At 68.4% G+C, this 19,359-nt stretch carries 15 protein-coding genes, 1 tRNA gene and 1 other RNA gene; 7 read left to right on the top strand and 10 right to left on the bottom strand.

Annotation, left to right across the window (positions count from 1 at the left end):
- Positions 1-408 precede the first annotated feature (408 nt).
- A complete protein-coding gene (locus tag EAH68_RS05620; protein ID WP_126120334.1) occupies positions 409-1,464 on the top strand; it encodes an exonuclease domain-containing protein in 1,056 nt (351 codons plus the stop codon).
- Positions 1,461-2,045 (top strand): 4'-phosphopantetheinyl transferase family protein, encoded by a 585-nt coding sequence (locus tag EAH68_RS05625; RefSeq protein WP_126120335.1) that lies wholly within the window; start codon positions 1,461-1,463, stop codon positions 2,043-2,045. The genes EAH68_RS05620 and EAH68_RS05625 overlap by 4 nt, the downstream gene beginning before the upstream one ends.
- Positions 2,046-2,055: 10 nt before the next feature.
- Here the strand turns inward: EAH68_RS05625 and EAH68_RS05630 are convergent, their stop codons facing one another.
- The 3 genes from EAH68_RS05630 to EAH68_RS05640 form a co-directional block, all read right to left on the bottom strand.
- Positions 2,056-3,417, bottom strand: coding sequence for a heparan-alpha-glucosaminide N-acetyltransferase domain-containing protein (locus tag EAH68_RS05630; protein ID WP_241228305.1), 1,362 nt, complete (start codon positions 3,415-3,417; stop codon positions 2,056-2,058).
- A gap of 11 nt (positions 3,418-3,428) precedes the next feature.
- Positions 3,429-7,373 (bottom strand): Pls/PosA family non-ribosomal peptide synthetase, encoded by a 3,945-nt coding sequence (locus tag EAH68_RS05635; RefSeq protein WP_126120337.1) that lies wholly within the window; start codon positions 7,371-7,373, stop codon positions 3,429-3,431.
- 332 nt (positions 7,374-7,705) lie between these two features.
- Positions 7,706-8,677 (bottom strand): alpha/beta hydrolase, encoded by a 972-nt coding sequence (locus EAH68_RS05640; protein ID WP_126120338.1) that lies wholly within the window; start codon positions 8,675-8,677, stop codon positions 7,706-7,708.
- A gap of 267 nt (positions 8,678-8,944) precedes the next feature.
- Here EAH68_RS05640 and EAH68_RS05645 point away from each other — a divergent pair, with 267 nt between their 5' ends.
- From EAH68_RS05645 to EAH68_RS05660, 4 genes are all read left to right on the top strand, one after another.
- On the top strand, positions 8,945-10,225 hold the full coding sequence (locus EAH68_RS05645) for a Mur ligase family protein (RefSeq protein WP_126120339.1): 1,281 nt from the start codon (positions 8,945-8,947) through the stop codon (positions 10,223-10,225).
- Positions 10,218-10,976 (top strand): type 1 glutamine amidotransferase, encoded by a 759-nt coding sequence (locus tag EAH68_RS05650; RefSeq protein WP_126120340.1) that lies wholly within the window; start codon positions 10,218-10,220, stop codon positions 10,974-10,976. Before EAH68_RS05645 ends, EAH68_RS05650 begins: the two co-directional genes overlap by 8 nt.
- A gap of 77 nt (positions 10,977-11,053) precedes the next feature.
- On the top strand, positions 11,054-11,536 hold the full coding sequence (locus tag EAH68_RS05655) for a transporter substrate-binding domain-containing protein (protein ID WP_126120341.1): 483 nt from the start codon (positions 11,054-11,056) through the stop codon (positions 11,534-11,536).
- A complete protein-coding gene (locus EAH68_RS05660; protein WP_439647611.1) occupies positions 11,533-12,519 on the top strand; it encodes a cation efflux transmembrane domain-containing protein in 987 nt (328 codons plus the stop codon). Before EAH68_RS05655 ends, EAH68_RS05660 begins: the two co-directional genes overlap by 4 nt.
- Here EAH68_RS05660 and recR read toward each other — a convergent pair.
- The 7 genes from recR to ffs all read right to left on the bottom strand — a co-directional run bounded on the left by recR (position 12,516) and on the right by ffs (position 19,015).
- Entirely contained in the window at positions 12,516-13,172 is a 657-nt protein-coding gene (recR, locus tag EAH68_RS05665; protein ID WP_126120342.1) for a recombination mediator RecR, read from the bottom strand. The two genes, EAH68_RS05660 and recR, sit on opposite strands and share 4 nt — an antisense overlap.
- A gap of 104 nt (positions 13,173-13,276) precedes the next feature.
- Positions 13,277-14,293: an ATP-grasp domain-containing protein gene (locus EAH68_RS05670; protein WP_126120343.1), complete on the bottom strand. Its 1,017-nt coding sequence runs from the start codon at positions 14,291-14,293 to the stop codon at positions 13,277-13,279.
- Between the two features lie 53 nt (positions 14,294-14,346).
- Entirely contained in the window at positions 14,347-14,673 is a 327-nt protein-coding gene (locus tag EAH68_RS05675) for a YbaB/EbfC family nucleoid-associated protein (protein WP_126120344.1), read from the bottom strand.
- A 46-nt stretch (positions 14,674-14,719) separates the two neighbouring features.
- Positions 14,720-17,026, bottom strand: coding sequence for a DNA polymerase III subunit gamma and tau (locus EAH68_RS05680; RefSeq protein ID WP_126120345.1), 2,307 nt, complete (start codon positions 17,024-17,026; stop codon positions 14,720-14,722).
- Between the two features lie 30 nt (positions 17,027-17,056).
- On the bottom strand, positions 17,057-17,590 hold the full coding sequence (locus EAH68_RS05685) for a suppressor of fused domain protein (RefSeq protein WP_126120346.1): 534 nt from the start codon (positions 17,588-17,590) through the stop codon (positions 17,057-17,059).
- Complete coding sequence (locus EAH68_RS05690) at positions 17,590-18,861, bottom strand: aspartate aminotransferase type Ic (protein ID WP_126120347.1); 1,272 nt, start codon at positions 18,859-18,861, stop codon at positions 17,590-17,592. Before EAH68_RS05690 ends, EAH68_RS05685 begins: the two co-directional genes overlap by 1 nt.
- A 55-nt stretch (positions 18,862-18,916) precedes the next feature.
- An RNA gene (ffs, locus tag EAH68_RS05695) (signal recognition particle sRNA small type) lies at positions 18,917-19,015 on the bottom strand.
- A gap of 158 nt (positions 19,016-19,173) precedes the next feature.
- Here ffs and EAH68_RS05700 point away from each other — a divergent pair.
- Positions 19,174-19,262: transfer RNA gene (locus EAH68_RS05700), tRNA-Ser, on the top strand.
- Positions 19,263-19,359 lie beyond the last annotated feature (97 nt).

Raw genomic sequence — 19,359 nt, forward strand, 5'->3', positions numbered from 1 at the left:
ACCCCAACTCGACACCCTCTCCTCAGGATACTCTCATGCGGGATAGGTTATATTCCCAGATAAATGCGATATCTCCCCCGCCACCACAGTAGCCTCGCCCCGCCCCGCAGCCAGCTGCCGTTTCCCCCCGGAGCCGGACAGGAGGCCTCGCACAGCAGCCCCTTAGTCCCCGTGCTCTTTTTCCGTTCTCGTAATAGGGTCTGCACATCTGATTCGCTCAACCTCCCGCTCTGGCAGGCATTATTCGGTGGCACTGGCCCGGGTAACCAGCATCTGTATCGGAGCGTTCCAGAAGGGCACAGAAGGGAAGCGCCGGTCCATCAACCTGATCAGAGGCTCACGCACGCCGGATGCTCCATCCTGCCCCGGGATTCCCGCCCGGTTCCCGCCGGAACTAGACTCTGAACAATGACAATGACAAACGGTGACACCGAGCAGGACGCCCGTGCCGCTGAAGTCACTGAATTCCCCTATGTCACAGTGACCACCCAGGCTTCGGGGATCCACCCGTCGACCGCACGGCTGGTCGCTGTGGACGTCCTCACCTTCAACGAGGACGGTGAGATCGGCGAGGAGTTCCACGCCGTGCTCAACCCGGGCAGCGATCCCGGCCCCCGCCACTACCACGGTCTCAGCCACGAGGAGGTCGCGGAGGGCCAGCGCTTCTCACAGGTGCTCCGCACCCTCGACCGGCTTCTCGACGACCGCACCCTCATCGTCCACAACGCCCCGCGCGTGTGGGGCTTCATCGTCTCCGAGGCCCGGCGCACCATGAACGCCGCCGCACGCTCCAACCGTTCCCGCGGGCGGGGCCGGGGTCGGGGCCGGCGTCGTCGCCAGCGGGTGGGGCATGTGCCGAAGCCGGCCGCGATCGTCGATACGCTGGCGACCGCACGCCGTCAGCGGATCGTCCTGGAGGACACCCGCCTGGCTGCATTGGCGCTGGTGCTGAAGGTGGATGCGGAGTCCCCGGTGGCCACCGTGGAGCGTGCCCGCCTGCCGGAGCATGAGACGACCCGGGAGCTCAACGACATGCTCATCGACGTGTACTTCGCGTTGCGGGACAACGGTGAGCTCTGCATCACCACACCGGCTGAGCTGCGGGCAGACCGTTTCGGCCTGCAGCGTTCCCACGTCCGGGTGGATGCGGTGGAGGTTCCCCGTCCCCATCCGAATCCGGGGACGCATATCGCGGGTGGGAACCTCAAGCGCGGTATGGAGGTGGTCATCGCCCCCGAGGTGGAGACCGATCCGGACGTCCTCATTGAGGCGGCGCTGAAGGCCCAGCTGGTCTATTCGGAGAAGCTCACGCGCACCACCAGCCTGGTGGTGTGCAACGAGACCTCCGACTTGCGGGGCAAGGCCATGCATGCCGCACGCAAGGGCATCCCGCTGCTCACCGACGCCGAGTTCCTCGCCGCCGTGGCGAAGATGGGTACGAAGAGCCAGAACCAGCGCTCATGAGCCTGCCGGACCTGGCTGCCGCCCGCATCCGGGTCCCCCGGGACGTCCCTGCGGACGTGGAGGTCCACCTCTTCCCCCTCGCGGAGTACCAGTTCCTGCTGGATTCCCACGGCCATCTGCTGAGCCCTGCGGAACACGACCGGGCCAGGCAGGGGCACTCCCCGGAAATCCGGCTGCTCTCCCATGTCCTGCGGCGGATCCTGCTGGCCCGGCGCGCAGGACCGGCGGCGGGTACCTCGCTGTCGCGGACGGAGGATCTGATTGTGGTGGCACTGGCTGGGCGTCCGGTGGGGGTGGACGTGGAGAAGCAGCAGTCCCCGGAACAGTCGGAGCTGCTGCTCAGACTCCTGCACCCTGCGGATCAGCGGCGTCTGCGCGGCCGCCCCGCCGCGGAAGTGACCGCTGCGTGGACCCGCAAGGAGGCCACCCTCAAGGCGATAGGTGTGGGGTTGCAGCGGGACCCGGGCCTCGATGAGGTGGGCACCCGCCGGCGACCGCGTGCGCCCCTCGGCTGGCAGGTGCGTCAACTGACCGTGCCACCTGCCGTGGGTGCCGAACTCGCAGTGGCCTGGCGGGACTGATCAGCCCGGTTCAGCTCCGGTGGCGTCCCGTGTCCTCAGGTTCCCGGACCTTGATCGGCGCCACCGTGAGCCGGCTGAGGGTGGACACGACCCATTCCAGCGGCCCCCGCCGGAAGAACAGCCGCCACAGCACGGGGATGACCAGTACGGCGGCCACCTGGATGAGCAGGGCGGTCCACGGGCGGTCCTCAAAGGGGTAGAAGTGCAGGAATGCCAGGTGAGCCAGGTAGAGCGTCAGCGTCATCGAACCGGCCGCCGCCAGCGGGTGCAGCAGCCGCGGCACCGCACGGCAGGTCAGCAGCGCCCCGCCGAACACCGCTACGGCCACGCCGCCGCTGAGCATGAGGGCGAAGGTCGTGTTGGTGTGCGGGGCCGCGACAGACAGCCACCACAGCGAGGAGGTCGGCAGGTCCGGGTCGGGGCCCTCCCGCAGGAGGCGGTCGATGAACTGCTGGGTGACCGGCTCCTCCGAGTAGAGCATGCCTTCGTAACCACCCAGGTAGAGGACCAGCAGGCGGGACAGGGTCCAGCCCAGCAGGGCCAGGAGGGTCCCGTAGCCGAGCAGGCCACCTTGCAGCCGGATACGGTCCAGCGGCATCCGGCCGATCGCCATACCCACCAGCAGGAAGGCAAGCCAGGTGGACACCGGATAGGTGCCGGTGAACAACCAGGTGCCCAGCACATCCAGGGGCTGGGCCACCAGGTCCACCGGCTGCGGGCTGAGCAGCCGCTCATAGGGTTCGGCCGCACGCACGTAGTACTGCAGCAGCGGGCCCACCACCGCGACCACACCCGCCCAGAGGAAGAGCACGCGTTTGCGCACCGCCAGGAACGGGACGGCCAGCAGGAAGAGCAGCGCGTAGTAGGGCAGGATGTTGAACACCGGCGGGTCGATGAGGCTGTTGGCCCCCACCCCGATGAGCAGGATGAGCAGCGCACGTACCGCCAGGTGCAGCCGCGTCCGGCGCCGCCTCTCCCGCGCCAGGCCTGCCCGGCCCCCGGTGGACAGGGTGATGCCCACCCCGGCGAGTACCGCGAACAGCGCCGCCGCATTGCCTGCCGCGACCGTCCAGACGACGGTGGGCCGGTCCAGCAGGTCATTCCAGGAGCCGAGGGTGTGCACCGCGATCATCCCCAGCAGCGCCAGGCCCCGGGCCACGTCGATGCCGGTGATCCGGCCGTTACGTAGCTGGCGGACCGCGCCGTACTCCTCCTCCGGGGCACGGGTATCCAGGACGGTGGTGCGGATGATCACCGCCTCATCGTCACCGGAATGTCCCGTCCACACCTCCCGGCCCGCGCTGTCGCCCGGCTCCGGGTGCATGCCCGCGGGCAGGTCCCCCTCGTGGACCGGCAGCCGGGTCTTTGACACCTGTTCCCTCATCACAGATCTGCCTTCCGGACGACATCAACCGGGACGGGCTCCTCGGCGAGGTAGCGCACCGGGTTGCCCTCCCACATGCTGTGGCCGGGCACGGACTCCTGGCGCTGGACCAGTGATCCCGGCCCCACCGTCGCGCAGGCGCCGATCCCGGCACCCGGGAGAATGAAGCTGTTCGCCCCCAGCGTTGCACCGGTCTCCAGGGTGACCGGTTCCAGGGACATCACCCGGTCATGGAAGAGGTGGGTCTGCAGCACGGTGCCACGGTTGACGGTGGCCCGCTCACCAATGGTGACCAGGTCAAATTCGGGAAGCCACCACGTCTCGCACCACACACTGCGCCCGATGCGTGCCCCCATCATCCGGTGCCACCAGTTGAGCAGAGGCGAACCCAGGCTCATGCGTACCAGTCCGGGGACGGCGAGAGATTCGACGAAGACGTCGACAAGTTCTCCCCGCCACACGAACGAACTGAACAGCGGGACGCTGCGGGCGTGGAAGCGGCCCACCAGGAGCCATTTCGCGGCGAGCGCGACCAGGGCGGCGACCACCCCGGAGCCCAGCAGCACGGGCCAGGACCACAGGGCCGCGCGCAGCAGGGAGTACAGGCGCGACTCCCCCGCCAGCCAGTGCTGCATGTAGATGGTGGTGAGCAGATAGACACCGAGCAGATCCAGCCAGTGGCTGATCATCGCCGGCAGGATGCGCCAGCTCTCCACGAAGCCGCGCAGGATTTTCAGCCGCCGCGGCGGATCGTAGGTACGCGCCGCCTCACCGGTGACCTCCGTGCGGTGGATCCGCAGGGGCATCCGGCCCAGCCAGGAGCTGCCGGCCTCCGGATGGTGCGGCACGCTGGACAGCACAGCAACCAGCGTGCCGTCCGCGACGTCCCGGTCGGGGCCGACGATGCTGGAGTTGCCCACGAAACTGCCCTCCCCGATGACGGTGGTCCCCACGTGCAGCCACCCCCGGTACATGCGGGTGGAGTTGGCCAGGGCATGATCCGCCAGGAAGCTGCGGTCCCGGATCCAGGTCAGGTGCGGGATGGTCTCCACCGTGGAGATCTCCACGTTGCGGCCCACCCTGGCCCCCAGCATGCGGAACCAGAAGGGGGTGAAGCTGGAGGCGTAGATCGGGTAGGTGGAGATCAGCGTGCGCTGCAGGAGTGTGTGGGTCAGCCACACCGCGAAACCGCTGAAGCTGCGCTGCGGGAAATAACCCGGCCGGATGAACTGCGAGATAACCCGGATGGCCACCAGCACCCCGAGCATCCAGGTGAAGACCATGAGGATGGTGAAGGCTGGCACCCACATGAGCAGCACCGGGAAGACATCCTCGTAGAACTCCATGTAACCGACATAGGGGAAAACCAGCATGAAACCCGGCAGCAGGGCGAAGACCTGCAGCAGCCGGATGATCATCAGGCCACCGGCATAGGTCAGACCGGTACGCAGCCTGCCCATCACCGGGTGGTTGCGGGTCCCGACCGGCTGGACCGCGGGCCAGGTCTGCCCGGCGGGCCCGTGGTAGGCCATGGGCGAACCACTCCAGGTGTCGGGGCCCTGGACGTCGGCGTCGACGTTGGTGCCCGGCAGGATCTCGGCTCCGGCGGCGATGCGCACCCCAGGCTGGACGATGCTGCGCGCCCCGATACGGGCGTTGTCGCCGATGGTGATCTCACCGAGGATCAGCGTGTCCCCGTCGATCCAGTAGCCCTCCAGGTCCGCCTCGAATTCGACGGTCACGCCGTCACCGATGTGCAGCAGTCCACTGAGGGAGGGCACGTGCGCCAGGTGGCAGCCCCTGCCCACCTTCGTACCCAGCAGCCGGTGTGCCAGCGGGGCGAAGGGGGTGCCGCCGAGGTTCTCCAGCTGCATGAACGTCAGGGTGCGCTGGGCCGCCCACAGCCGCAGGTGCGTCCAACCGCCGCGCCGATGGCGGCCGGGCTTCAGACGGGCGGTCAGCGGGCGGGTGATCAGGGCGGTCAAGGCCACCTTGCCCGGCATCGAATACAGCACCAGCCAGGCGATGAGCAACGGCCAGCCGGGCACCGGCGGCACCCAGCCGGCATCGAAGAACTTCTCCAGCAGCCACACCGCGATCAGGGCGCCGGTGACAAAACGCAGGGCGTTGATCAGATAGAGGAAGAGCACCCAGCAGGTCTGGAACACCCCGGACCAGGCCGGGATTTTCGCGGGCATGGGGCGCTGCCCGCCGGTGAAGCTGAGCCGGTCGAGGTAGTCAGCCATCTCCTCGAGCGTGGGGTGGGTGTAGAGCTCGCCGATCTCCGCGCCGGGGTGGGTCTGCCGGATCCGGGCGGCCAGGCGGGCCACGGCGACGGAGCCACCGCCGAGCCGGAAGAAATCGGCCTGTGGTTCCAGGGCCACGGGGCCGAGCTGTTCGGTCCACAGTTCACCCAGCCGGGCGAGGCGGGCGGGCAATTCCTCAGCGGCGCCGGCCCGGGTGGGCAGGGGCCAGGGCAGGGCCTTGCGGTCGACCTTGCCGGAGGTCTTCATGGGCAGCTCGTCGAGCACGCACAGCAGGGGGACCACGCCGCGGGGCATCCGCGCGGTGACGAGTTCGCGGGCCTGGTGCAGGTCGATCGCCTCCGGCTCCGCGCCGGAGAGGTAGCCGACGAGCACGTCGTTGCCGGAGTCGGTGGTGCGCACGGCGGCGGTTGCGGCATCCACACCGGGGATCGCGGCGAGGTAGCCGTCCACCTCGCCGAGTTCGAGACGGCGGCCGCCGATCTTGATCTGGTCGTCGACGCGTCCCGCGAAGATGAGTCCCTCGCGTTCAGCCTGGACCAGATCACCGGTGCGGTAGGCGCGCCGCCAGCCCAGGGCCGGCAGTGGCACGAACATCTCGGTGTCCCTGGCCGCGTCGAGGTAGCGGCCGAGGCCCACACCGCCGACGACCAGTTCCCCGATCTCACCCCAGCGGACGGGCACGCCGTCCTCGTCGACCACCGCCAGCTCCCAGCCGACGATGGGGCGTCCGATGCGCACCTCCTCCCCGGGGCGCATGAGCTGGCCGCTGACGATGACGGTGGTCTCCGTCGGGCCGTAGGTGTTCCACAGTTCGCGGTCCGGCGCAGAGAGCCGGCCGATCAGCTGCAGCGGGCAGGCCTCGCCGCCGAAGATGAGCAGGCGGACCGCGCCGAGGGTTTCCGGTTCCCACATCGCGGCGAGGGTGGGCACGGTGGAGACCACCGAGATGTGCTTGTCGACGATCCACCGCCCCAGCTCCTCACCCGAGCGCACGAGAGCACGCGGGGCAGCGACGAGGGTGGCGCCGTTGCGCCAGGCCAGCCACATCTCCTCGCAGGAGGCGTCGAAGGCCACCGACAGGCCGCCCATCACCCGGTCGGTGGGACCGATGGGCGCGTCGACGAGGAAGAGCAGACGTTCCGAATCCACCCAGGCGGCCGCCGAGCGGTGCGTGACCGCCACGCCCTTCGGTCTGCCGGTGGTCCCGGAGGTGAAGATGATCCACGCGTCATCGTCGAGGGTGGGCGGGCTGTGGTCAGGGTTGGGTACCGTGCGGCGGACGGTGATCTCCAGTTGCGCGCCGTAGATGACGGCGACATCCGCCTCCTCCCACACGGTCTGCGCGCGGGAATCGGATTCGTCCCGGTCCACCGGCACATAGGCCGCGCCCGCGTGGAGGGCGGCGAGGACCGCGACGTAGAGGTCCGTGGTGCCGGAGGGGACCCGGATGCCCACGCGGTCGCCGCGGCCGACGCCGGCGGCCCGGAGCCGGGCCACCTCGGCGTCGATACGCTGTCTGAGCTGCGCATAGGTGAGCGTCCCATCGGTGCCTTCAAGGGCGGGGACGTCCCAGTGGGCGCGGACGGTGGCGCCGAGGATGTCCAGGAGGGTGCGTTCCGCCGGCGGGGGCTGCACGCCGAAGACCGCGTACTGCGGGTGATCGTGTGTGGCGGTCATGATCACTCCTGCGGGCGGTGGTCCCCGGGGTGCAGGAGCCCGGGGAGACCTGCCCGGCGGACACGGCCTGCTACGGCCGTCCCCGTTCCTGCCAGGGTGTCCGTCGTGGAAAGTGGTGCCGCAATGACCGCCATGTAAGTCCCTCCTCGGGTGGCGCTTCTGGGAGGCGTCCCGCCGCGGAGATGCCCGGCAGGGGGACGACCGGATGTTCCTTCTACTGGATCTATCCGGAGTTTCTGCGGAAACATTACAATTTCTTTTATGTAATTATTAGGTTTCAGATCAATAAAGTACGTAACGCGGGGGTGGCGTAGCCCGCAGGTTGGTCAGCCTCAGTCCGCGGCGGAGAGGATGTCCCGCAGGATGGCTGCCTGCGGCAACGTGAAATGGTCGTACTCCGACGGGAAACTCGTGTGCACGCGGGCAAAACCCCGCTCGCGGTACCACTGTGAACCCTCCCGGGCGGCCGCGATCGCGTCGAAGGGCTCCCGGGGATCACTGCCGTCGTCCCGCAGCCCCGTCACCCAGTGCAGGGATATGCTCTCCCGGAGTTCCGGAGTCACCTCCGGGGACACTCCCTCCGGTGCTCCCCCACCGCCGAGCATGATCGCCCCACCCGTCACCGATTCCGCCCGGTACGGGATCAGCCCGTAGCTGATCAGTTCCGCGCCACCGGAATAACCCATCCACCACGTGTCGCCGTCGGCGACGCCATACTCGGCGCTGACCTCGGCGACCAGGGAATCCACCCACGCCACGTTGCGGCGCAGATCCCGCCACCAGGTCATCGAGCGCAGGTCCGGAGTCCGCGGGATCAGCGTGATCATGTTGTGGGTCTGGGCGACCGCCGCCAGGCAGGCACTCAGCCCACCGGGGACGTGGTACTCCTCCGCCCCGTCGCCGTGCAGGTGCACCAGCAGGCCCACCGGCCGGGAGAAGTCCACACCACGGGTGAACAGGTGGTAGCTACCCACCGTGCCGCCCCGATGCCCGCCGGCGAAGTCCCGGCCCAGGGAGACGCCCTCGGTCTCCTCGAAGTCATCGGTCTCCCAGGGCGCACCGGTGGGCGGGGGCGGGGACTGGAATGGGAACTGCGGGGAGGTCGACACCATGACCGGTTCAGCCTGGGCCAGCGGATCACCGGCCGGGATGCCGTAGGGGGTGCAGTCCACAGCGGCGTCAAAACCTGCCTCCTTCTCCGCGAGGATGCTGCTGATCACCCCGGCTGTGATGAGCAGGGCCACCAGGAGGAATGCAGTGAGAGCGACCGTCCTGCGGCGGATGACCGGTTTCCGCTGACCCACACCGCCCCCTCCGCCTGGCCCCGCAACTTCATGGGCGCTGATGGTAGCACGCACAGACCGAGGCCAGCCGGGCCGCTGAGCCCGGGACAGGATGACTGCCGGGGGCTTCCGGAGTGTCGTGATCAGCAGCGGAGCCCCCGTCACCCGCCCTCCCCTCACCTGTCCTCTGTTCCAGCAGTTCACAACCGTTTTCCAGTGCGCTCTCATGCCGACACCCGGGCCCTACCAGTCGGTCACGGAACGGACACTTGGTACTAGTGTGGGAGCATGAGTTCCAGAACTACCGGTGTCCTGCGCCGACTGCGTTCGACGGCGGCCACCACCGCTGCCCGGCTCGCCACCACCGCCTCCCGGCTCACCGGCCGGGGTGCCGGTGGCATGATCGGCGGGCTGGTGGCCAACGCCATCGACCCGACCATCATGGACAGGCTCAGCCGCGGCCGCCCCGCTGTCCTGGTCACCGGCACCAACGGAAAATCCACCACCACCCGGATGCTCGCCGCCGCGATGCGGAAGAAGTACGCCGTCGCCACCAACGACGGCGGTGACAACATGGACGCCGGCATCATCTCCGCCCTGCTCGCCGGGGAAGAGGCCAGCCACATCGTCCTCGAGGTCGATGAGCTGCACGTCCCGGCCGTCGCTGACCGCCTCAACCCGCAGGTGATGGTGCTGCTCAACCTCACCCGCGACCAGCTCGACCGCGTCGGGGAGATCAACAAGATCGAACGCGCGCTGCGCCGGACGGTGGACAACCATCCGGATGCACTGATCATCGCCAACTGCGATGACGTGCTCATGTCCTCCGTCGCCTTCGATGCCCCCAACGTCGTGTGGGTGGCCGCCGGGGCCGGCTGGACCGGTGATTCCGTCTCCTGCCCGCGCACCGGCGGCCACGTCGTCCGCGAGGGCGAGGACTGGTGGTCCGTCAAACCGCTTGCCGACGGCCGCATCTTCCGCCGCCCCACCCCCACGTGGACCGTCACAGAACACGGGCTGGTCTCCCCCCACGGAGAATCCGACATGAAGCTCCGGCTGCCGGGCCGCGCCAACCGCGGCAACGCCACCCAGGCGGTCGCCGCCGCCGTCGAGGGCTTCCAGGTGCCACTTGCCGACGCCGTCGCCGCCACCGAGGGCGTGGACAACGTCGCCGGCCGCTACTCCACCATCCGTTTCGGCGACCGGGACATCCACCTGCTGCTGGCGAAGAACCCGGCTGGCTGGCAGGAGGCCCTGTCCATGGTCGACCGTTCCGCGGACGGCCTGGTCATCGCAGTCAACGGCCAGGTCGCCGACGGTGAGGACCTCTCCTGGCTGTGGGACGTGCGTTTCGAGGATTTCGAGGGCCTGGAGGTCAAGGCCGCCGGTGAGCGCGGCACCGACCTGGCCGTCCGCCTCACCTACGCGGACATCGGACACGAACTGCTCGCCGATCCCCTTGAGGCGGTGCTGGCCTGCCCGCCGGGACGCGTCGAGGTCCTGGCCAACTACACCGCCTTCCGCGATCTGAAGAAGGCACTGAACAAGGAGCTGGAGCACCGTGGCTGACCGCCTGACCATCGGACTCGTCCTGCCCGACATCCTGGGCACCTACGGCGATGACGGCAACGCGCTTGTCCTGCGCCAGCGTGCCCGCATGCGCGGTATCGACGCTGAGATCCTCCAGATCAGGCTCGGCGAGCCCGTCCCGGACGACCTCAGCGTCTACTGTCTCGGCGGGGGCGAGGACTCCGCCCAGACGCTGGCGGCCGAGCACCTCATCGCCGACGGCGGACTCACCCGCGCCGCCTGGGCCGGCCGCCCCATCCTGGGGGTCTGCGCGGGCCTGCAGATCCTCGGTGAATCCTTCCGCGCCGGAAGGAAAGTCATCGACGGTCTCGGCCTCATCGACGCCACCACCGTAGGCCTCCAGCAGCGCGCCATCGGGGAGGTCGCCGCCACCCCGACGAAGGCGGGTATCACCGCCGAGCTCACCGAACCGCTCACCGGCTTCGAGAACCACCTCGGCGCCACCCTCCTGGGCTCGCGTGCCGAGCCCCTGGGCCGGGTCACCCGCGGCACCGGCAACTGCGATGTCGCCGCCGCGGCCGACGACGTCGCCGACGGCACCCGCCAGCGTTTCGCGGAGGGCGCCGTCCAGGGCAGCGTCATCGCCACCTACATGCACGGCCCCGTCCTGGCCCGCAACCCGCAACTGGCGGACCTGCTGCTGGCCCGGGCCCTCGGGAGGGCCCTGGCGGACCTGGAACCACTGGAGATCGCCGTCGTCGACCGCCTGCGCCTGGAGCGTCTGAAGTAGCCCTGCCGCCCGCCCGGAAGCGGCGTTAAACTGGCCTTTATATTCGGTCAGCTTAATGCAATTTTCCGGGAGGTCGGATGAAACCCACTATGCGCCTCGCGGGACTGCTGCTCGCGGCGGTGCCACTGCTCAGCGCCTGCGGCATCGTGTCCAGCATGCCGGCGGACGTCGACGGCACCATGGACCGTGCCCGGGACGGCACCCTCGTCGTCGGGGTCTCCGAACACCCGCCCTGGGTGAATATCGACGGTGACACCGGTGAAGTCACCGGCAGCGAGGCGGAGCTGCTCAACAGCTTCGCCCGATCCATCAACGCCGAGATCGAATGGCGGCCGGGCCCGGAATCAGTCCTGGCGGAGAGGATCAGGGACGGGGAGGTCGACGTCATCGCCGGCGGCCTGACCACTGCCGTCCCCTTGTCCTCCCACATGGCGCTGACCAGGCCCTACACTGCCATCGACGGAGACGAGGAGATGGTCATGGGTGTGCGCCTGGGCGAGAATGAGCTGCTCGTCGCGCTGGAACGTCACCTCGCCCGCGAGCACGGGGAGATCCAGTGAGCCGCGCCGTGGACACCCGGCAGAACCCGGTCAACGATCCCCTGCCGGAGGACATGCAGAAGATCCTGAAGAAGGCGATCCGTCTCGAGTGGATCACCATCATCTACATGGTCTTCGCCGTCACCATCGTCGGCCTGGTTGCCGGGCAGTCCCAGGCGATGCGTGCGGCCTGGGTGGAGGACATGCTGGGATTCCTGCCGCCGATCGCCTTCCTCATCGCCACCCGTTTCACCCGCCGCGCGGCCAACCGGAAACACCCCTACGGCTACCACCGCGCCATCGGCGTCGGCCACCTGGTCTCCGCGACAGCCCTGCTCCTGATGGGCGGGCTGCTGCTCTTCAATTCGGCGATGGGTCTGATCAGCCAGGAAAAACCCCCCATCGGGATCACCGTGCTCTTCGGATACGACATCTGGGCCGGCTGGCTCATGGTCGGTGCCATGCTGATCACCGGCATCATCCCGGTCATCCTCGGCCGGATGAAACTGAAGCTGGCGGAACCCCTCCACGACAAGGTGCTGCGGGCGGACGCGGACATGCAGAAGGCGGACTGGATGACTGCCTTCGCCACCATCATCGGTGTCCTGGGCATCGGCGTCGGCCTGTGGTGGATGGACGGGGCGGTGGCCATCCTCGTGTCCGGCTCCATCATCTACGACGGTATGACCAATCTGAAGGCCGCCATCGAGGACCTCACCGACACCTACCCCATGCGTTTCGACGACTCCGACCTCCACCCGCTCATCGAGGAGGCCGCCGACACCGCCCGTGCCGCCGTCTGGGTGCAGGACGCCGCCGCCCGCGGGCGTGACCAGGGCCGGATCTTCCACGTCGAGGTCTTCGTCGTCCTCCGCGACGGGCAGGCCCCGACCGTCAGGCAGCTCGAGGAGCTGCGGGACCGCATCCGCCAGGTGCACTGGAAGCTCTACGACATCGTCGTCATCCCGGTTCCGGAGCTGCCGCAGCATCTGGTGGAGAGCTAGATCTTCAGCCGGCCACTCAGCGCGCGGGAGAGGGTGAGCTCATCGACGAACTCCAGGTCGCCGCCCAGCGGCATGCCGGAAGCCAGACGCGAGACCGTCAGGCCCGGGAAGTCCTTGAGCAGGCGCGCCAGGTAGGCGGCCGTCGCCTCCCCCTCGGTGTTCGGGTCGGTGGCGATGATCACCTCGTGGATGTCGGGGGTCGAGTCGTGGCGCGGGACATCCGGGGTGGAATCGGCCAGCTCCCGGTCGGGCAGCACCCCGCCGATGCGCTGCAGCAGCTCGGAGATGTGCAGGTCCTTCGGGCCGACGTTCGCCAGGGGGTCAAGCGCCCCACCGAGCACGTGGTAGCGGCCGTTGTACTCACCGGTGCGCTCGATGACCTGGATGTCCTTCGGTTCCTCGACCACGCAGATCATGCCGCGGTCGCGGCCGGAGTCAGCGCAGATACGGCAGACCTCCTCGCGGGAGATGTTGCAGCAGATGCGGCAGAAGGTCACGCCGTCGCGCACGGCCTCCAAGGCCGCGGTGAGGCGGTTGATGTCATCCGGTTCGACGCCGAGGAGGTGGAAGGCGATGCGCTGGGCACTCTTGGGGCCTACCCCGGGCAGGCGGGAGAGCTCATCGATCAGGTCCTGGAGCGGTCCTTCAAACACGTCGCCTTCCGACCCCTTTCAGTTCAGATTGCCACGCGGCCTGGAGCGGCCGCGTCATCCGGTCCAGGATAGTGGCTGCGGCCGCCGGACCCCCGATCCACCCCTCAGTCGGCTGGTTTGAGCTGGTCGTGTTTGCTGGGGTGGAAGAGGTCTGGCGAGGGATCGTATTCGGTGTAGACGTGGCGGGGGTGCCACACCTCCCGCGCTTCATCCAGGTCGAGGGCGGCTGCGGCGAGGAAGTCGGCGACGGCGTCCAGCACGGGAGGCTCGCAGGTGGGGCACGAGTTGACCTCGTAGACGACCAGTCCCCCGGTTTCCCGATTCTCGGCGATGTCGATCCCGCCGATGAGTGTCACGGCACCGCGCGAGGCGCGTTCCGCCAGGTCGATCAGGTCGTCTGTGAGTGGGCACATGGCTATCAGGCCGCCGGCCAGCACGTTGGTGATCCACTTCCCCTCGTGGGCGTAGCGGTACATCGCGAAGACGGCCCGGTGGTTGACGGTGTAGACGCGGATGTCACGGCCGGGATTATCGATCCACGGCATCGCATAATAAGCCTCGTTGTGCTGCTCCAGCGCCCAGATGATGGCCTCATCATCCGGCATGTCCATGATCCGCTGCAGGCCGCGCCCGCCGTAACCGACGAGGGGTTTGAGCACGACGGGGCCGTCGATCTCCTCGATCCAGCGGCGTAGCTCGGGGATGTCCTTGCCCGAGATCACCGGGTAGTACAGACTGCCGGCGGCGGCGAGCATGGAGCTGTCGGTCAGTTTGTTCTGCGCCCGGAAGAGCGTCAGGGCGTCGTTGATCACGGGCACACCTGCGCGTGCGAACACATCGAGCTGGGCCATGCCCGGCATCAGCAGGTCATCGAGCACCCAGCCGACGACCAGATCGGGTTTGAGGGGATATTCCTGGACCGAGAACGTCGTACCGTCCGGGTCCAGGCGGATGACCAGTTCGTCCGGGTGGACGCGGATGACCGCCCGGCCACGCTCCCGCAGAGTGGGGAAGAGGATGTCGTGGTCCTCATCATCGATGTCGTCACCGAGGAAGACCACGAGCGGGCGGTCCGGCCCCTCCGGGGCAGTGAAGAACGGGTCGTCGAGTCGGCTCAGCATGGCGCACCTCTTCAGGGATTCCTGAGGGCCACGCTACCCGAATCTGCTCAGGTTCAGCCGAGCATTCCGCCGAAGGGATCCCCGCCGCCGCCGGACAGCGGTCCCATCTTCTGTGCGGCGAGGTCGCCGGCCTTGGCGTGGGCGTCCTGGAAGGCACCCATGACCAGGTCCTGGAGCGTATCGACGTCCTCCGGGTCCACCACCTGCGGGTCAATGGTCACGTTGGTGACCTCGCCGCCGCCGGTCATGGTGACGGTGACCAGGTTGTTGCCGGCGGTGCCGGTCACCTCGGCGGCGAGGATCTCCTGCTGGGCCTGCTGCAGTTTGGCCTGCATCTCCTGCGCCTGGGCGAGGATCTGGGACATATCCGGCTGGGTCATGACGGGCCTTTCGTTGAGTGGAGTGATCGCGGGCAAGTCTACCGACTCAGAGGCGCCGCGCGCCGAGTTCCTGTTCCAGCAGCTCGACGGCGATCGTCGTCGCGTCTCGACGGTCAAAGGTGCCCGGCTCCTGCGCCGCCTCGACCATCATCTCCTCCTCTTCCCGACGGGAGGATACGGGCGGGGCCTGCGGGGCAGGCTCAGGCGTAGGCTCCTCCGGCGGGGCCGGTTGGATGTCCTCGTCATCGGGCTCGGGTGGCAGGGGGACGCCGTCCCCGAAGGCCGGGCTGGCCGACCGTTCCGCCGCGGCCGCGCGGCCGCGCTCCGCGACCGCCTCCCAGGGGCGGGTCTGCGGTTGTGGGTGCTCCCGGGTCGGTTCAGGCACAGGGGGCTGAGTCGGCGCAGGTGCCGGTGCCGATTCTCCCCCGAGGGCACGCGGCTGGCCCCAGGTGGGGGCCGGTGCCGGTTCAGGTGCCGCCGTAGGTGCGGGAGCCTGCGGCGGCGTCGGGGCCGGGGTGGTCTGGCCGCCGATCGGGCGCGGCTGACCCCACGTCGGCGCCGGTGCCGGCTCGGACACAGGTGCAGGCGGCGGGGTAGGTTCCGACGTAGCTGCCGGTGCCGGCTCCGCAGGCGGAGTCGCAGGCTGCTTCGGGTTCCACACCTCCTGCCTGGGCTGCGGAGCAGCGAAACCGGCGGCTGCCGGATCGGTGCCGATCACGCAGTGGACCTTCAGCCTGCGGCCCGCCTCCTCGGAGACGACCGTCGCGATGTCCCTGTTGTTCGTCTCCGCGTTGAGGCGTTCCGCCAGGGCTCCGGTGTTGTGGCCGAGGATGAGGGTGTCCTCGCGCAGGCCGAGGACACGTGCCTCGGCGAGCATGATGCCGGCGATCTTGTTGCGTCCCGATACCAGCTGGCGAATCTCCGACCAGCGGGAACGGATCATCTGGACGGGGTCGACGGAGGCGGCCGGCGCAGCAGGTGCCGGGGTCGGCTCGGGTTCCGGCTGCTTCGAGGTCTCCGGGGCTGGCGGGGGCGTGGGAACAGGCTTCGGCTCGGGAGTCGGCTCCGGCGACCTGGGGGTGGCCGGTTCCTTGGCGGACTGCTCCTGTGCGGCCTTCTCGGCGGCCTCCCGGGCACGGCGGACAGAAGGCCGCTCGAAGACCTTCCCGTCTGCGGGGGCGGGCATGGCGGCCGGTGCCGCCGCCGAGGAGGCGGTGGCAGCTGCCGCGGCGGCCACTCCCCCGGCGGACTGGACCGGGGCGGGTGGGAGGAGCAGGTGGGCGCAGAGGATCTCCAGCAGCAGGCGTGGGGAGGTGGCGCCGCGCATGTCGGCGATGCGTTCGTTGGTGGTGGCGGCCAGGTGGGCCAGCTGGCTGGCGCTGAAGGAGGCGGCCTGCTGGCGGAGGATCTCGGCGCGGTCAGTGGGGGCGTCGACAAGCCCGAGCTCGAAGGCCTCGGGCACGGCCTGCAGGACCATGAGGTCACGGAGGCGTTCGAGCAGATCCTCGACGAAGCGGCGAGGGTCGTGGCCGGCCTCGATGACATCGTCGACGGTGGTGAACATGGCGGCGCGGTCGCCGGCGGCGAGGGCGTCGACGGCGGCATCGATGAGCGAGAGGTCGGTGACCCCCAGCAGCGGCAGGGCGATCTCGTAGGTCAGGCCCTCGGGGCCGGTGCCGGCGATGAGCTGGTCCAGGATGGACAGCGAATCACGGGGGGAGCCACCGCCGGCGCGGATGACCAGCGGGTAGACGGAATCGTCGATGTGGACGCCCTCGGCTTCGACGGTGCGTTCCAGCAGCCCGCGCATCGCCTGCGGGGTGAGCAGGCGGAACGGATAGTGGTGGGTGCGCGAACGGATGGTGCCGATGACCTTCTCCGGCTCCGTCGTGGCGAAGATGAAGATGAGGTGGGCCGGCGGTTCCTCCACGATCTTGAGCAGCGCATTGAAACCCTCGCGGGTGATCATGTGCGCCTCATCGATGATGAAGACGCGGTAGCGGGATTCCGCGGGGGCGAAGATGGCGGAATCGCGCAGATCACGCATGTCCTCGACGCCGCGGTGCGAGGCGGCGTCCAGCTCGGTGACGTCCAGGTTGCCCGGTCCGCCGGGGGCCAGGGACACACACGAGGGGCACACCCCGCACGGGGTGGAGGTCGGCCCCTGCACGCAGTTGAGCGAGCGTGCCAGGATGCGGGCCGAGGACGTCTTACCGCAGCCACGCGGACCGGAGAAGAGGTAGGCGTGGTTGATGCGGCCCGAGTCCAGGGCCACCGACAGGGGACGGGTCACCTGCTCCTGTCCGACGACTTCGGCGAAGGAGGCGGGACGGTACTTCCGGTAGAGAGCCACGGGCAACAGCCTACCCGGCGCTCCTGTCGGTCACCGCCCCCAGTCGAGCAGGTCGATCCCCGCTTCACCGAGCGCCTGCTGCAGCCCGCCGGGCCCCTCCTCCACCGCGTAGGCGTACTCCGCGTCGGTGAGCATGACCAGCTGCAGCAGTACCGTCAAGCGCCCTTCCTCGGTGAATCGCGGGGTCTCCCCTCCCCAGAGGTAGGGCGGGATGAAGAGGCCGTGCGCGACGGAAATGCCCTGCAGGCCCGCCTTCTCGGCGAGGTGGGGGATCATGGTGCCGGGCTGGGCGGGGAGGAGGCCGTTCGCGTCGGCAAGCAGGGTGGCCGCAGCGCGCAGCACGGCGGTGAGCTGCCCGCGTTCCGCACGCGCCACGGTGATCAGCTCGGAACGGACATCCGCGCCGCCTTCAACAGCCACCAGGCCCGTGTCGACGTCCGCGAAACCCACCGTCACCGCCACCTGCTGGCCGTCATCCAGGTCGGCGACCGCCGCATCCTCCCCGAAATCAAGCTCCGCGGGGATGAGCTGGCTGAGCCAGAAGGTGGTCTCCTCCCGCCGCACTACGCCCCGAGCTTCTCGACGGCCGCGAGCAGCACGCAGGTGGCCACCCCGTCCATCGCCACCTCAAGCTCCTCCACCGGCGGCAGCGAGGGTGCCAGGCGGATGTTGCGGTCATTGGGGTCGTTCTTCAGTGGGAAGGAGGAACCCGCGCCAGTCAGCGCGATACCGGCCTCCTTGGCCAGCTCAACGACCCGGGAGGCAGTGCCGTCAATGACGTCGAGGGAGATGAAGTAACCACCCTCCGGCTCCGTCCAGCGGGCCACCTCGTACTCGCCGAGACGGCTCTCCATGATCTCCAGCACCCGGGCGAACTTCGGGGCCAGCGAACCAGCGTGCTTGCGCATCACCGCGCGCACGCCCTCCGCGTCACCGAAGTAGCGGGCATGGGCCAGCTGGTTGACCTTGTTGGGACCGATGCCGCGGACACTGGCGGTCTCCAGGTACCAGTCCAGGTTCGCCTCCGAGGAATGGAGGAAGCTCACACCGGCGCCCGCATGCGTGACCTTCGACGTCGAGGACATCACCCAGAACCGGTTCGGATTTCCTGCCTCCTCCGCGAAGGAGACGACGTCGTGGATCGGGGGGAACTCATCGGTCAGGGTGTGCACCGCATAGGCGTTGTCCCAGACGATGCGGAAATCCGGGGCAGCCGTCTCCATGGCAGCCAGCTCCCGGCAGACCTCCTCCGAGAAGGTGATGCCGGTCGGATTGCCGAATACCGGCACCGCCCACATGCCCTTGACCTGCGGATCCTGCACGAGCTCCTTGATGGCCTCCACATCCGGGCCGTCCTCGAGCATCGGCACGGTGACCATCTCGAAGCCGAGGTGCTCCGTGATGGTGAAGTGGCGGTCATAACCCGGGACAGGGCAGATCCAGCGGACCTTCTCCTCGTCCTGCCACGGCCGCTCCGAATCGTTGGTGCCGAACATGTAGGCCCAGGTCACCAGATCGAACATGATGTTCAGGGAGGAGGAATCCCCCGCGAAGACACTCTCCGGGTCCACACCCAGCAGCTCCGCCCACAACTCCCGGATATCCCGGATGCCCTTGAGGTTGCCGTAGTTGCGGACATCCTGACCATCGGCGTCGAGGTGGTCGCCCTCCCCCGGCAGGGCCAGGAGGGACTCACCGAAATCAAGCTGCTCGGAGGAGGGCTTACCCCGGGTCAGGTCAAGCCTGAGGTTCTTCCCCTTGAGTTCTTCGTAATCGGCGCGGACCTGGGCCGCGAACTGTGCCAGGCGGTCAGAATCGAAGTCTAGGAGCGTCATGTTGAGGGCCTGCCTTCCATCGGGGATGTACGGCCACAATGTTAGACGCATTAAGAAAATAAGGGGATCCCGCGCACCCGTCAGAGCTCGTTGACCCTTGCTGCATTCCTGCCCTGGGGGAGTTCACAAGATGGACGCCGCACGGGATCCTGCGCACAACTGTAGCGCATCGCCCGCCACAGGAGCCAACTCCCCCGCCGCCGGTGGCACTGCATCCCGACCCATCTTGAGGCCCTGACCTGCGATTTGCGTTTTTCTGCCGATATTGTGTACTGTTTTACGAGAACACAGCAGCTGATGCTGCAGTGCTCAGGAGGATTCGACTAGCGGCCTATGTCACACGCCTGGAACGCGTGCGGGTAGCAATACCCTCAAGGGTTCAAATCCCTTATCCTCCGCCAGAGCAGAACCCCCGGTGATTTTTCACCGGGGGTTCTCTGCATCTACGGGCCGCTTGGATTCGTGGGGTCGTTGCAACGCTCGTGCTTTTCAAGTGAT

The sequence above is a fragment of the Corynebacterium hylobatis genome, from assembly GCF_003955685.1.
GTDB classification, from domain to species: Bacteria; Actinomycetota; Actinomycetes; order Mycobacteriales; family Mycobacteriaceae; genus Corynebacterium; species Corynebacterium hylobatis.

Excerpts from the sequence above, each read along its gene's own strand:
- EAH68_RS05620 (WP_126120334.1), top strand. The coding sequence starts at position 409 with ATGACAATGACAAACGGTGACACCGAGCAGGACGCCCGTGCCGCTGAA.
- EAH68_RS05625 (WP_126120335.1), top strand. The coding sequence starts at position 1,461 with ATGAGCCTGCCGGACCTGGCTGCCGCCCGCATCCGGGTCCCCCGGGAC.
- EAH68_RS05635 (WP_126120337.1), bottom strand. The coding sequence starts at position 7,373 with ATGACCGCCACACACGATCACCCGCAGTACGCGGTCTTCGGCGTGCAG.
- EAH68_RS05645 (WP_126120339.1), top strand. The coding sequence starts at position 8,945 with ATGAGTTCCAGAACTACCGGTGTCCTGCGCCGACTGCGTTCGACGGCG.
- EAH68_RS05655 (WP_126120341.1), top strand. The coding sequence starts at position 11,054 with ATGAAACCCACTATGCGCCTCGCGGGACTGCTGCTCGCGGCGGTGCCA.
- EAH68_RS05670 (WP_126120343.1), bottom strand. The coding sequence starts at position 14,293 with ATGCTGAGCCGACTCGACGACCCGTTCTTCACTGCCCCGGAGGGGCCG.
- EAH68_RS05675 (WP_126120344.1), bottom strand. The coding sequence starts at position 14,673 with ATGACCCAGCCGGATATGTCCCAGATCCTCGCCCAGGCGCAGGAGATG.
- EAH68_RS05690 (WP_126120347.1), bottom strand. The coding sequence starts at position 18,861 with ATGACGCTCCTAGACTTCGATTCTGACCGCCTGGCACAGTTCGCGGCC.